Consider the following 13,285-nt stretch of genomic DNA (forward strand, 5'->3'; position numbering starts at 1 on the left):
AACAATTAAAATTTTATTAATTTTTTTGTAACATTTTTAAATTACTGAATACTAATATATTGTTGCGATAGAAATATAAAAAAAATTAAAAATTTATGCTATCTCATCGAAATGAATATATTTGTATAACTAACTAATCAAAAAAACAAATGGACAATCAAGCAAACAGTAAAGGTTTTATAGTAAACAACGGTGTAATACTAGGTGTTGTAAGTGTAATATTCTATTTAGTATTATATGCTACAGGTAATCACTTAAAGCCACATTGGTCTACTAGTATTATAAATGCAGTAATTTTTATAGGAGCTTTAATTCTTGGTATCAAACAATTTAAAGCAGCAAACGGTGGTTTTATGTCTTGGGGACAAGGCGTTAAAGTTGGTGTAGGTATTGCCGTTTTAGGCGGATTAATTATGGTGATTTATAACTACATCTTTATGAATTTTATAGAACCAGATTTCATGAATCAAATGACAGAAATTCAAAATCAAGCTTTCTTAGATCAAGGTATGACAGAAGAGCAAATTGAAGCTGCAAATGCCATGGGAGAATCTTTTAAAGGACCATTTATTATGGCGGCATTAGGTATCGTAAGTTATGCAATAGGTGGTTTTATAGTATCTGCAATTGCTGCAGCAATCATGAAAAAATCTGAAGAAGAAACTTACTAAATTTTAAATTTATAAGTTTAATTTTACAACTTATAACATTATATATTAAATATGGATATTTCGGTAGTAATACCACTTCTTAACGAAGAAGAATCTTTAGATGAATTATACAATTGGATTGCAAAAGTTATGCAATCCAATTGTTATTTATATGAAGTAATTTTTATTGATGATGGTAGTACAGATGCTTCTTGGAAAACTATAGAAAAACTAGCCAAAGAACACGAACCTGTTAAAGGAATTCGTTTTCAAAAAAATTATGGAAAATCTCAGGCTTTAGACGCTGGTTTTGAATTGGCAAAGGGTGCTGTTGTAATTACTATGGATGCTGATTTACAAGACAATCCAGAAGAAATACCAGAATTATATAATCTTATAATTAAAGAAGATTTCGACCTAATTTCTGGGTGGAAAAAGAAACGTTACGATAACGTTGTTACTAAAAATATTCCTTCAAAACTTTTTAATGCTGCTGCTAGAAAAACTTCAGGATTAAAATTACACGACTTTAACTGTGGATTAAAAGCTTATAAAAATGAAGTTATTAAATCGGTAAAAGTTAGCGGAGAAATGCACAGATACATTCCTGTTTTAGCTAAAAATGAAGGTTTTACAAAAATTGGAGAAAAAGTTGTACAACACCAAGCAAGAAAATACGGAGAAACAAAGTTTGGAATGGACAGATTTGTTAACGGATTTTTAGATTTAATTACAATCTCATTCCTGTCTAAATTCGGCAAAAGACCAATGCACTTTTTTGGTCTTTGGGGAACTTTTATGTTTTTATTTGGTACAACAACTGCATTTTATATCGGTGCAGTTAAATTGTATAAAGTTTTTAATGGCATTAAAACCATCTTAGTAACAGATAATCCTTGGTTTTACATTGCATTAACTTCTATGATTTTAGGAACCTTATTATTTTTAGCTGGTTTTATTGGTGAACTTATTATAAAAACCAAAACCAACGAAAAACACTACTCAATTAAAGAAAAACTAAATTTCTAACTGTATATTTGTAATTAAGTATCAATTAAAAATCAAACCAAAATGAGCGAAATATTAGAAAAAGCAAAACAATGGTTAACACCTACATTCGATAAAGAAACACAAGATCAAATTCAGAAACTAATTAGTGAAAACTCATCTGAATTAACTGATAGTTTTTACAAGGACATGGAGTTTGGTACTGGTGGAATGCGTGGTGTAATGGGCGCAGGAACCAATAGAATAAATAAATATACATTAGGTAGAGCAACACAAGGTTTGTCTAATTACTTAATTGAAAACGTAAATAAAGAGCAAATAAAAGTTGTAATTGCTTACGATTGTAGACATAACAGTAAAAAATTTGCTAAAATCGTATCAAACGTTTTATCTGCAAATAACATAAAAGTATTCTTGTTCGAAGATTTAAGACCAACACCAGAACTTTCTTTTGCTGTAAGGCATTTAGATTGTGATGCGGGTATAGTATTAACTGCGTCTCACAATCCGCCAGAATATAATGGTTACAAAGTATATTGGGCAGATGGCGGGCAAATTGTACCTCCGCATGATGGCGGAATTATTGGCAAAGTAAACGCTTTAGATTTTTCTGAAATTAATTTTGATGCTAACGAAGATTTAATTGAAACAATTGGTAAAAATATTGACGATGTTTTCATTGAAGCATCAGTAAAAAATGGCTCTTTAGCAGAAAATATCAATAGAGATAATTTAAAAATTGTTTTTACTTCTTTACACGGTACTTCTATTGTATCTGTGCCAGATGCTTTGGCTAAAGCGGGGTATACAGATGTTCATATCGTAGAAGAACAAAGAGTTCCTAATGGCGATTTTCCAACGGTAAAATCTCCTAACCCAGAAGAACCAGAAGCGTTAAAAATGGCTACAGATTTGGCTAATAAGATAGATGCTGATATTGTTATTGGTACAGATCCTGATTGCGACAGATTAGGTGTTGCAGTTAGAGATACTAACGGCAAAATGAAGTTATTAAATGGTAACCAAACTATGGTTTTAATGACTGAATTCCTTTTAAAGAAATGGAAAGAAGAAGGTAAAATGAACGGTAAACAATTTATAGGTTCTACTATTGTTTCTACTGAACTAGTTAACGACGTAGCTGCAAATTATAATGTTGAAACTAAAATTGGTTTAACAGGTTTTAAATGGATTGCCAAAATGGTGAAAGATTTTCCAGAACTTGATTTTATTGGTGGTGGAGAAGAAAGTTTCGGATACATGGTTGGTGGCTTTGTAAGAGATAAAGATGCAGTTACAGCAACATTATTAGCTTGTGAAATTGCTGCTTACGCAAAACAAAATGGTAGCTCTTTCTACGAAGAATTATTAAATATTTATGTTGATAATAAATTCTACAAAGAGCATTTAATTTCTATAGTTAAAAAAGGAATGGATGGTGCAGCAGAAATTCAGCAAATGTTAAGCGACATGCGTAATAATCCTTTATCAGAAATTGATGGCGAAAAAGTAGAATCTTTATCAGATTATCAAGCTTCAACTAAAAAGAACTTAATTACTGGTGAGGTATCTAAAATTAACATACCTAAATCTAATGTTTTAATTTATCAAACAGCAAACGGAACAAGAATTGCGGCTAGACCAAGTGGAACAGAACCTAAAATTAAATTTTATTTCAGTGTAAATTCTTCTCTTGATACAAAAGAAAATGCAGAAAAAGTAGAAGCTGAATTAGATGCTAAAATTCAACGAATTATTAAAGAAATGAAATTAAATTAATGGGATATTTTAAGGACATTTTAAAATACGAAAAGAAGTATAGAAAATTTACAGTTTTAAATATACTTTTCAATATACTTTATGCTATTTTTAATGTACTTTCTGTATTAGCATTTATTCCGGTATTAGGCATACTTTTTAGCACAAACAAAGAAGTTGTAAAAAAACCTACTTACCAAGGAATTACAAAAATTGGAGACTTTTTAAAAGAAAGTTTTTATCATTTTATTTCAGAAAAAATAGAAAACGAAGGCAATATAAAAACATTAGTTTTTATTTGCCTTTTGGCTATTTCTTTGTTTTTTCTAAAAAACTTATTTAGATATTTAGCATCGTATGTAATTACATTTTTAAGGACAGGTGTTGTAAAAGATTTAAGAGACAATTTATATCATAAAATTGTAGAGTTACCTGTTTCGTATTTTTCTGAAAAGAGAAAAGGAGACATTATTGCAAGAATGACTTCTGATGTTCAAGAAGTTGAAAATTCTATATTAACTTCTATAGAAACAATTGTTAGAGAACCTTTAACGGTAATTATAGCTATTTCTTTAATGCTTTTTATGAGCGTTAAATTAACCTTATTTGTTTTTATTTTACTACCTGTTTCTGGTTTTATAATTTCTTCAATAAGTAAAAAGTTAAAAGCAAATTCTATTAAAGCTCAAAAGGAAACTGGTAATTTTTTATCATTTATAGAAGAAACTTTAACAGGTTTAAGAATTATTAAAGGCTTTAACGCAGAAAATGTTATTGCAAATAAATTTAAAAACTCAACTTTAAAGTTTAAGGAGTTGATGACTAATGTAATTCATCGACAAACATTAGCATCTCCTATGAGCGAGTTTTTAGGGTCTGCAACAATAATTGCGATTCTTTGGTATGGTGGTACAGAGGTTTTGTCTAACAAAAGCTCTCTAAAACCTGATGAATTTATGGGGTATATTGTATTGTTTTATACTGTTTTAAATCCTATAAAATTAATTACAACCACTTTTTATAACATACAAAAGGGTGAAGCTTCTGCAGAAAGAATTATGTCTGTTTTAAATACTGAAAATAGTATAAAAGATATACCAAATGCTCTGCAAAAAAATGAATTCTCATCAGAAATTGAATTTAAAAACATTTCATTTAAATATAAAGACGATTATGTTTTAAAAGATTTTTCATTAACGATTAATAAAGGAGAAACAGTTGCTTTGGTGGGGCAATCTGGTAGCGGAAAATCTACATTAGCAAACCTAATAACTCGTTTTTATGATGTAAATAAAGGTGAAGTTTTATTAGACAATAACAACATTAAAAATATCACTAAAAAATCTTTAAGAGATTTAATGGGAATTGTTTCTCAAGATTCAATTCTTTTTAATGATACAATTACTAATAATATAAAGTTAGGAACTCAAGACGCAACAGATTCGGCAATATTAGAGGCTGCAAAAATTGCAAATGCAGATGAGTTTATTCAAAATTTACCCGAAAAATACAATACCAATATTGGTGACAGTGGTAATACGCTTTCTGGCGGACAAAAACAGCGTTTGTCTATTGCTAGAGCCGTTTTAAAAAATCCACCAATAATGATTTTAGATGAAGCTACTTCTGCCCTAGATACAGAATCTGAACAACTAGTTCAATTAGCTTTAGAAAAAATGATGCAAAACAGAACATCTTTAGTAATTGCACACAGATTGTCTACTATTCAAAAAGCAGATAAAATTGTGGTACTTAAAAAAGGGGAAATTGTAGAACAAGGTAAACATGAAGAACTTCTTGCAAAAAAAGGAGAATACTTTAAATTGGTTACAATGCAAAGTTTATCTTAGTTAATCGATATCTTGGTGTGTTTTAAATCCGAATTTTCTATACACCATTTTTCTACCAATTTTAAACATGTTTTTGTAAACTAGTACAGATAATATAGCCTGATCTTGTCTGTGATTTGACCTGCTACTTCCTTCTGGAGCAATACAAGCTTTATTTCTTGCACAGTCACTCCATTTTTTAATTACATTTCTTGCAGCTACATTATTATAATTAACAGCAACACATGCACCGTTTAAATTTCGTTGATTTAATATTTTAGAGTCATTAGAAATACCTAAACAATCTAAAGATTTTTCATGCGTCCATTCAGAAACAATACCTTTAGAAAAAGGCGAATAAAAACCATACAATTCTATTATCTTTCTAAGAGAATTTAATGGTTTAACAACTTTATTACCGCCGTCTAACCAACATACAGATGTTTTAAATTCATTTAATACAGTATCAATAATTACAGGTTTCCAAGCATACTCACCAGCGTTTACTTTCACATTAAAATATTCTGGATACTTAGCATAATCAAAATCTCTTAACTCGAAGTTTTTAAATTTCGATTTTATTTTTAGAACCTCATCAGAAGTTAAACCAAGATTATAAATTATAGTTTTTGTATTTTTTTCATGAACTTTTAAACTTTCTAAAAGCTGATAAAGGCTTTTAAAATGAGAACTATCAGAACCTGTTACGATAACTAATTCTTGTTTGCTATCAATAAAAAAAAATCTTAGATCTAAAAATAAGGTTCTTATTTCTGTAAATAATTTCATGTATTTATACTGAAAGTGTTAAACCCAATTCTTTTCCTTTTTCAATCATAAATTTATAACAAGCATCGTGCTCATTAGGTATTTTACCATCTAAAATAGCTTCTTTGATAGCTTCTTTAATTTGACCAATTTCTCTACATGGTTGTAGATTAAATGCTTCGATAATTTCTTCTCCAGAAATTGGTGGTTGAAAATTACGTACTCTATCTCTCTCTTCTACTTCTTTTATTTTAGCTCTTACAATTTCGAAATTACTATGATATCTTTTAAATTTCTTAGGATTTTTAGTTGTAATATCTGCCTCACAAAGCGTCATTAAATCATTAATATCATCACCGGCATCAAAAACCAGACGTCTCACTGCAGAATCTGTAACATCGCTTGCTAAAACGATAGGTCTAGAACTAAGCATTACCATTTTTTTAACAAACTTCATTTTATTATTTAATGGCATTTTTAATCTTTTAAAGATTTTTTGAACCATTTTAGAGCCAACAAATTCATGCGAATGAAATGTCCAACCAACTTTTTTACTAAATCTTTTTGTTGGCGCTTTACCAATATCATGCAACAAAGCTGCCCAACGAAGCCAAACATCATCTGTGTTTTCAGAAATATTATCAACCACTTCTAAAGTATGATAAAAATTATCTTTGTGCTTCTGCCCTTCTACCTCTTCTACTCCTTTTAAAGCAATTAATTCTGGTAAAATTTGCTTTAACAATTTTGTTTTTTCTAGTAATAAAAAACCAACAGATGGCTTTGAAGAAGACATAATCTTATTCAACTCATCAACAATTCGTTCTCTAGTAATTATATGTAATCGATCTGCATTTTTTGTTATTGCAGATAAAGAATCATGTTCAATTTTAAAATTTAATTGCGTTGCAAATCGAATTGCACGCATCATTCGCAATGGATCATCAGAATACGTAATATCCGGATTTAAAGGGGTTCTTATAATTCCGTTTTCTAAATCCTCCATACCATTAAAAGGATCTAATAATTCACCAAAATTCGATTCATTTAAGCTTAAAGCCAAAGCATTTATAGTAAAATCTCTTCTGTTTTGATCGTCTTGTAAACTACCTTCAGTAACCTCTGGATTTCTACTTTCTTCTGTATAAGACTCTTTTCTAGCACCTACAAACTCTATTTCTACATCTTTAAAACGTAACATTGCGGTTCCGTAGGTTTTAAAAACCTGAACCTTTGGTTTATTTGGTAATAAACTAGAAACTTTTAGCGCCAGATCGATACCGCTACCAATTGCAACTACATCAATATCTTTTGCTGTACCTCTTTTTAAAAAAAAGTCTCTAACAAAACCACCAATTACATAACTTTCTACTTGTAGCTCTTTTGATGCTTTAGATATAATATTAAAAATTTCTGATGAGATTGCTTCTGTATACTTCATATTCCTTTAAAAGTGTTCGCAAATTTATTATTTTCTAAGCTTTTAAACAGCAAATTAATCAAAGAAAATTGTAATAACATTTGTACTTTTGCGTATTGCATAAAAAATTACTTTTTTTTACTTAAAATTAACCATGATTATTGTTAGAATACTTGGCGGATTAGGAAACCAAATGTTTCAATATGCGTATGCAAAGTCGCTAGAAATGAAAGGTTACGAAGTGCAATTAGATCTATCTAAAATAAAAAAATACAAATTGCATGGTGGTTATCAATTAGATAAATATAAAATTGATATAAAAACTGCAAACACATTCAATTTATTCTTATCAAAAATAAATCCGTTTAAAACCTTAAAAGAAAAGAATTTATTATTCGATAAAAACTTAATCAACTTAAAAGGAAACGAATATTTAAAAGGATATTTTCAGACAGAAAAATATTTTTCTGATATTAGAAGCGAATTAATTCATCAATTTGTACTTAAAGAAGAACTTTCTAACTCTACTAAACTATATAAAACCGAAATTTTAAAATCAGAAACTAGCTGTTCTATACATATTAGGCGCGGTGATTATGTAACAGATTCAAAATCGAACACTATACACGGAACTTGTAGTTTAGCATATTATAAAGAAGCCATTAATATCATCAATAAAAAACATTCTAATGTTTCTTTTTTTATTTTTTCTGATGATATCAATTGGACAAAAGATAATTTAGTTATCGAAAATGCTGTTTATATAAACCATAAATGTTTACCACATGAAGACATTTATTTAATGAGCTTATGTAAACATAATATTACAGCAAATAGCAGTTTTTCTTGGTGGGGAGCTTGGTTAAATAGAAATAAAAATAAAACTATAATTGCACCAAAAAATTGGTTTGTAGATAAAGTAAACGAAATTGCTTGCCAAAACTGGATAAAAATATGATGACTTATAAAGTTTACTACATAAATTTAGATAAAAGCTTAGAAAGAAGAAATTTTATGGAAAATCAATTTAAAAAATTGAATATTCCATTAACTAGAATGCCTGCAGTTTATGGTAAAGAATTACCTAAAACATATTTAGAAAAAGCAAAAAAACAACACAATATACTTACTCATTTTCCGTATTTAAACGATGGTGAAATAGGATTAACAAAAACGTATTTTGATCTTTGGAGTATTGTTGCAAACCAAAAAGAAGATTTTGCAATTATTTTAGAAGATGATGCATTATTAACTGATGATTTTTTTGATGATTTAGAAAAAATCTTAATTTCTGCCACTAATAAAGATTTTATTGATATTGCAGGTAGAAAAGGTTTTTTATCGATAGAAAGTAAAGAATTGCTGAACATGTTTGCAATACCTGCTCTACAAACAACAGGGCAAATAATTGGTAAAGATGCTGCTAAATTATTAGCTAAAAACTTAACCACATATTATGCACCAATAGATGTTTTAAAGCAAGATGTTTTTAAACACAAAGTAAAAGTTTACACTACTGTTAAAAGTTATGTTAGTAGTAATGATAAAAATGTTGGTGGCACAACCATTCAACAAAAAAGTATGCCGAAAGTTAAAAAGATTTTAAGAGAAATTTTAAGACCAATTTGGCAACTAATTGCATTTTTAACCTATAAAAATTATCGATTTTTTAGGAATATTATCTTTTACAAAAGCAATTAATTTTCTTCAATACCTTTATTTAATAACCATAACTTTATATATCTGGTAAAAACAGAATACGCTAGTATTTTTGATAAAATTAATCCCGTTAATCCGTCTAAAAAACCTAAACGGATTACATAATGTATAAAAAACCTGGCAGTTGGCTTAATTAATAAATGAAAGGCATTTACTTTTTTACCTTTTTTATGAAGTTCTTGAGCTTTTAAAATCGAATAATGATTTATTTTAGCAATAAAATGATTATAATTTCTATAACCAAAATGATCAATTTTATTTTTAAGAAAACCTAACTCACCTTTAGAAACAATAGTTTCATGAACTACACCTCTATAGTGACATTTATCTTTTAAAAATAATCGAACTACCTTATCTCTTTGCCAACCACTATAGTTTACTTTTTGATTTGCAAAATAGAAACTTCTATGAACATAAAACCCAACAAAGTTACCCGGATTTTTAACAGCTTCTAAAATTTCTTGTTTTACACTTTCTGTAACACGTTCATCTGCATCTAAAATATAGATCCAATCATAGGAAGCTTGCTGAATAGCAAAGTTTTTTTGAGAAGAAAAATCATCAAACTTTCGCTTGATGATTTTTACATTTAGCTTTTCGGCTATTTCTAAAGTTTTATCTGTACTATAAGAATCTATAACAATAATTTCGTCTGCAAAACTTACAGATTTAATTGCATCTGCAATATGAATCTCTTCATTAAGTGTAGGTATTATTGCCGATATTTTTGTCATAGCATATTAAGTCTTAAACAGCTACGTCATATTCACGTAAAGCATCGTTTAAAGACGTTTTTTTGTTTGTACTTTCTTTTCTTTTTCCAATAATTAAAGCACAAGGTACATTAAATTCTCCGGCTGCAAACTTTTTTGTATAACTTCCAGGAATTACAACAGAACGTGCAGGAACTCTACCTTTCATCTCGACTGGTTCATCACCTGTAACATCTATAATTTTCGTGCTCATTGTTAACACAACGTTTGCACCTAATACCGCTTCTTTTTCTACATGAACACCTTCTACAACTATACATCTAGAACCTATAAAAGCACCGTCTTCTATAATTACTGGTGCAGCTTGTAATGGTTCTAAAACACCACCAATACCAACACCACCAGATAAGTGAACATTTTTACCAATTTGAGCACAAGAGCCAACTGTTGCCCAAGTATCCACCATTGTACCTTCGTCTACATAAGCACCAATGTTTACATAACTTGGCATTAAAATAGTTCCGGCAGAGATATAAGCACCGTGTCTTGCTACTGCATTTGGTACAACTCTAATACCTCTTTCTGCAAAGTTTTTCTTTAAAGGAATTTTATCGTGATATTCAAAAATACCTGCTTCTAAAGTTTCCATTTTCTGAATAGGGAAATATAAAACTACTGCTTTCTTTACCCATTCGTTTACCTGCCAACCATCTGTTGTAGGTTCGGCTACTCTTAACTCTCCTTTATCTAATAAATCAACAACTTTTCTAATTGTATCTATCGTGCTTTGCTCTTTTAACAATTCACGGTTTTCCCATGCTGATTCTATAATTTCTCTAATTTCTTTCATTTTAATGGTATAATTTCTGCAAATATAAATGTATCTGTAAAAACTGAAAGCGAAGATACATTTTTTAAACAGATATTTCTGCTTTGTTTAAAAATCGTATTTTTGCTAAAACAATTATAAATGGCTAGAATTTTAGCAATAGATTTTGGAAAAAAAAGAACAGGAATAGCTGTTACAGATGAATTACAAATAATAGCATCTGGTTTAACAACTATAAATACTGATGAACTTTTGTCCTTTTTAAAAGAATATACTTCTAAAGAAAAAGTAGAACTTATTTTAATAGGAAAACCAAAGCAAATGGACAATACTGATAGCGAAAGTGAAGTCTTAATAGTACCATTTATGAAAAAACTAGAAAAACTACTACCTCAAATTCCGAAGAAAAGAATAGACGAACGTTTTACATCTAAAATGGCTTTTCAAACGATGATTGATAGCGGAATGAAGAAAAAGCAGCGCAGAAACAAAGCCATGATTGACGAAATTAGTGCTACAATTATACTGCAATCTTATCTTTACAATATGTAAAATCGATTTCTTAATTACTTTTAGCTTATTAAATGTTAAAATCGGTTTAAAAATTATTGAATTTTAAAAATTCTCAATTCAAAAATTCGTCAATAGTAATTGTAAATTGTATTTTTGCAAACGTTTTTAAATAAAAATAAATGATATTACCAATTGTTGCGTACGGAGATCCGGTTTTAAGAAAAGTTGCTACAGAGATAACTAAAGATTATCCTGACTTAGAAAAACTAATTACCAATATGAAAGAAACTATGTACAACGCTTCTGGTGTTGGTATAGCAGCTCCTCAAATTGGCAAAGCAATACGTTTATTTGTTATTGATGCATCTCCTTTTGCAGAAGATGAAGAATTATCAGAAAAAGATAGAACTGCATTAAAAGATTTTAATAAAGTTTTTATCAACGCAAAAATTATCGAAGAAGAAGGTGAAGAATGGGTTTTTAATGAAGGTTGCTTAAGTATACCTGATGTTAGAGAAGATGTCATTAGAAAACCTAATATTACTATTGAATATTTAGACGAAAATTTCGAAAAGCATAGAGAATCTTTAGATGGTTTAGCAGCAAGAGTTTTTCAACACGAATATGATCATATAGAAGGTATATTGTTTACAGATAAACTTTCTTCATTAAAGAAAAGAATCATCAAAAAGAAATTAGAAAACATTTCTAAAGGAAAGATTAGAGCAGATTATAGAATGCGTTTTCCAAATCAAAAAAAAGGTAAATAGTCTTAATATAAAGACACAAAATATATAACATGGAATTTAATAAAATTATAGCCGTAACAGGTAAAGCAGGTTTATACCAAGTAGTTTCTCAATCTAAAAATGCAATTATTGTTGCTTCTTTAACAGACAACAAACGTATCGCTATTAATGCGACTCAAAATGTTAGTTTGTTAGAAAACATTGCAATTTATACTTACGAAGAAGATATTCCTTTACTACAGGTTTTTAAGGCGATGTTCGAGAAGACAGAAGGTAAAGAAGCTATTTCTCACAAAGAAAGTGGTAAAAAACTAGAAACATTTTTTGCTGAAGTTTTACCGGATTATGATGCAGAAAGAGTGTATACTTCTAACATTAAAAAAGTAATTCAATGGTTTAACCTTTTGGTTAAAGCTGGTATGGATTTTTCTAAAATAGAAGAAACTTCTGAAGAAAGCGCAGAATAATTTTTAAATTTATTGTTACTGTTTATTTGTAACTCTAAATTTTTACAAATTAATTTATATGAATTCTAGAAAAGAGCAACTAGCCGCATTTAATCGTTTGTTAGATATTATGGATGATCTTCGAGAGAAGTGTCCGTGGGATAAAAAACAAACATTAGAAAGTTTAAGGCATCTTACCATAGAAGAAACATATGAATTAGCAGATGCTATTTTAGACAACGATCTACAAGAAATAAAAAAAGAATTAGGCGATGTGCTTTTGCATATCGTCTTTTATGCTAAAATAGGTAGCGAAAAGAATTCTTTTGATATTGCTGATGTAGCCAATACAATTTCTGACAAATTAATAAATAGACATCCTCATATTTACGGCGATGTAAAAGTTGATAATGAAGAAGATGTAAAAAGAAATTGGGAAAAATTAAAGCTAAAAGAAGGCAATACATCTGTTTTAGAAGGTGTTCCTAAAAGTTTACCTGCAGTTGTAAAAGCTAGTAGAATTCAAGAAAAAGTAGCAGGCGTTGGTTTCGATTGGGAACAACCAGAACAAGTTTGGGAAAAAGTACAAGAAGAACTTGAAGAATTAAACGAAGAGATTAAAGCAGGAAACAAAGAAAATACCGAAAAAGAATTTGGTGATGTCTTATTTTCTATGATAAATTACGCTCGTTTTATTGATGTTAACCCTGAAAATGCTTTAGAGAAAACTAATAAAAAATTTATCAATCGTTTTCAGTTTCTAGAAAAAGCCGCCAAAGATGCTGGTAAAGACCTTTCTGAAATGACTTTAACTGAAATGGATATTTATTGGGAGAAATCAAAAACATATTTTAAATAAAAAAAGCTCTCAAATTTTGAGAGC

Annotated in this window: 14 protein-coding genes; 10 read left to right on the forward strand and 4 right to left on the reverse strand. The window is 29.1% G+C overall.

All coding sequences use genetic code 11. From position 1 onward, the window contains the following. Positions 1-149 precede the first annotated feature (149 nt). The 4 genes from B5464_RS01225 to B5464_RS01240 are packed head-to-tail and all read left to right on the forward strand — an operon-like array spanning position 150 to position 5,266. Positions 150-671, forward strand: a complete 522-nt coding sequence (locus B5464_RS01225; protein ID WP_077809632.1) for a DUF4199 domain-containing protein — start codon at positions 150-152, stop codon at positions 669-671. Positions 672-722: 51 nt separating this feature from the next. Continuing rightward, the gene (locus B5464_RS01230) at positions 723-1,679 is read left to right on the forward strand and encodes a glycosyltransferase family 2 protein (protein WP_079736870.1); all 957 of its coding nucleotides are present in this window, start codon (positions 723-725) and stop codon (positions 1,677-1,679) included. A 42-nt stretch (positions 1,680-1,721) separates the two neighbouring features. Then, positions 1,722-3,437, forward strand: a complete 1,716-nt coding sequence (locus tag B5464_RS01235; RefSeq protein ID WP_079736871.1) for a phospho-sugar mutase — start codon at positions 1,722-1,724, stop codon at positions 3,435-3,437. Then, positions 3,437-5,266, forward strand: a complete 1,830-nt coding sequence (locus B5464_RS01240; RefSeq protein WP_079736872.1) for an ABC transporter ATP-binding protein — start codon at positions 3,437-3,439, stop codon at positions 5,264-5,266. Before B5464_RS01235 ends, B5464_RS01240 begins: the two co-directional genes overlap by 1 nt. Here B5464_RS01240 and B5464_RS01245 read toward each other — a convergent pair whose 3' ends face one another. Together B5464_RS01245 and B5464_RS01250 are read right to left on the reverse strand one after the other, a co-directional pair. Continuing rightward, positions 5,267-6,034: a DUF1647 domain-containing protein gene (locus B5464_RS01245; protein WP_079736873.1), complete on the reverse strand. Its 768-nt coding sequence runs from the start codon at positions 6,032-6,034 to the stop codon at positions 5,267-5,269. It lies immediately after the preceding gene. Between the two features lie 4 nt (positions 6,035-6,038). Then, positions 6,039-7,454 carry a CCA tRNA nucleotidyltransferase gene (locus tag B5464_RS01250; protein ID WP_079736874.1) on the reverse strand — a complete coding sequence of 472 codons (1,416 nt, stop codon included), beginning with the start codon at positions 7,452-7,454 and terminating at the stop codon, positions 6,039-6,041. A gap of 133 nt (positions 7,455-7,587) precedes the next feature. On the opposite strand from B5464_RS01250, the gene B5464_RS01255 reads away from it, so the two are divergent. Together B5464_RS01255 and B5464_RS01260 are read left to right on the forward strand one after the other, a co-directional pair. Continuing rightward, the gene (locus tag B5464_RS01255) at positions 7,588-8,391 is read left to right on the forward strand and encodes an alpha-1,2-fucosyltransferase (protein ID WP_079736875.1); all 804 of its coding nucleotides are present in this window, start codon (positions 7,588-7,590) and stop codon (positions 8,389-8,391) included. Then, a complete protein-coding gene (locus B5464_RS01260) occupies positions 8,388-9,134 on the forward strand; it encodes a glycosyltransferase family 25 protein (protein ID WP_231963624.1) in 747 nt (248 codons plus the stop codon). Before B5464_RS01255 ends, B5464_RS01260 begins: the two co-directional genes overlap by 4 nt. Here the strand turns inward: B5464_RS01260 and B5464_RS01265 are convergent. Together B5464_RS01265 and B5464_RS01270 are read right to left on the reverse strand one after the other, a co-directional pair. Beyond that, complete coding sequence (locus B5464_RS01265) at positions 9,131-9,886, reverse strand: glycosyltransferase family 2 protein (RefSeq protein ID WP_079736876.1); 756 nt, start codon at positions 9,884-9,886, stop codon at positions 9,131-9,133. The genes B5464_RS01260 and B5464_RS01265 overlap by 4 nt on opposite strands. 13 nt (positions 9,887-9,899) lie before the next feature. After that, positions 9,900-10,715 (reverse strand): 2,3,4,5-tetrahydropyridine-2,6-dicarboxylate N-succinyltransferase, encoded by an 816-nt coding sequence (locus B5464_RS01270; RefSeq protein ID WP_077809640.1) that lies wholly within the window; start codon positions 10,713-10,715, stop codon positions 9,900-9,902. A gap of 120 nt (positions 10,716-10,835) precedes the next feature. Here B5464_RS01270 and ruvX point away from each other — a divergent pair, with 120 nt between their 5' ends. From ruvX to mazG, 4 genes are all read left to right on the forward strand, one after another. Further along, on the forward strand, positions 10,836-11,246 hold the full coding sequence (gene ruvX / locus B5464_RS01275; RefSeq protein WP_079736877.1) for a Holliday junction resolvase RuvX: 411 nt from the start codon (positions 10,836-10,838) through the stop codon (positions 11,244-11,246). Positions 11,247-11,386: 140 nt separating this feature from the next. Next, a complete protein-coding gene (gene def, locus B5464_RS01280) occupies positions 11,387-11,977 on the forward strand; it encodes a peptide deformylase (protein WP_079736878.1) in 591 nt (196 codons plus the stop codon). A gap of 29 nt (positions 11,978-12,006) precedes the next feature. Further along, on the forward strand, positions 12,007-12,423 hold the full coding sequence (locus tag B5464_RS01285; protein ID WP_079736879.1) for a DUF5606 domain-containing protein: 417 nt from the start codon (positions 12,007-12,009) through the stop codon (positions 12,421-12,423). A gap of 58 nt (positions 12,424-12,481) precedes the next feature. Further along, positions 12,482-13,261, forward strand: a complete 780-nt coding sequence (mazG, locus tag B5464_RS01290; protein WP_079736880.1) for a nucleoside triphosphate pyrophosphohydrolase — start codon at positions 12,482-12,484, stop codon at positions 13,259-13,261. Positions 13,262-13,285 lie beyond the last annotated feature (24 nt).

This window comes from Polaribacter sp. KT 15, from assembly GCF_900143115.1.
GTDB classification, from domain to species: domain Bacteria; phylum Bacteroidota; class Bacteroidia; order Flavobacteriales; family Flavobacteriaceae; genus Polaribacter; species Polaribacter marinaquae.

What these genes read in the sequence shown, in the direction of transcription:
- B5464_RS01245 (WP_079736873.1), bottom strand. Translation starts at nt 6,034, where the DNA reads ATGAAATTATTTACAGAAATAAGAACCTTATTTTTAGATCTAAGATTT.
- def (WP_079736878.1), top strand. Translation starts at nt 11,387, where the DNA reads ATGATATTACCAATTGTTGCGTACGGAGATCCGGTTTTAAGAAAAGTT.
- ruvX (WP_079736877.1), top strand. Translation starts at nt 10,836, where the DNA reads ATGGCTAGAATTTTAGCAATAGATTTTGGAAAAAAAAGAACAGGAATA.
- B5464_RS01270 (WP_077809640.1), bottom strand. Translation starts at nt 10,715, where the DNA reads ATGAAAGAAATTAGAGAAATTATAGAATCAGCATGGGAAAACCGTGAA.
- B5464_RS01230 (WP_079736870.1), top strand. Translation starts at nt 723, where the DNA reads ATGGATATTTCGGTAGTAATACCACTTCTTAACGAAGAAGAATCTTTA.
- B5464_RS01235 (WP_079736871.1), top strand. Translation starts at nt 1,722, where the DNA reads ATGAGCGAAATATTAGAAAAAGCAAAACAATGGTTAACACCTACATTC.
- B5464_RS01250 (WP_079736874.1), bottom strand. Translation starts at nt 7,454, where the DNA reads ATGAAGTATACAGAAGCAATCTCATCAGAAATTTTTAATATTATATCT.
- B5464_RS01260 (WP_231963624.1), top strand. Translation starts at nt 8,388, where the DNA reads ATGATGACTTATAAAGTTTACTACATAAATTTAGATAAAAGCTTAGAA.
- B5464_RS01285 (WP_079736879.1), top strand. Translation starts at nt 12,007, where the DNA reads ATGGAATTTAATAAAATTATAGCCGTAACAGGTAAAGCAGGTTTATAC.
- mazG (WP_079736880.1), top strand. Translation starts at nt 12,482, where the DNA reads ATGAATTCTAGAAAAGAGCAACTAGCCGCATTTAATCGTTTGTTAGAT.
- B5464_RS01265 (WP_079736876.1), bottom strand. Translation starts at nt 9,886, where the DNA reads ATGACAAAAATATCGGCAATAATACCTACACTTAATGAAGAGATTCAT.
- B5464_RS01225 (WP_077809632.1), top strand. Translation starts at nt 150, where the DNA reads ATGGACAATCAAGCAAACAGTAAAGGTTTTATAGTAAACAACGGTGTA.
- B5464_RS01255 (WP_079736875.1), top strand. Translation starts at nt 7,588, where the DNA reads ATGATTATTGTTAGAATACTTGGCGGATTAGGAAACCAAATGTTTCAA.
- B5464_RS01240 (WP_079736872.1), top strand. Translation starts at nt 3,437, where the DNA reads ATGGGATATTTTAAGGACATTTTAAAATACGAAAAGAAGTATAGAAAA.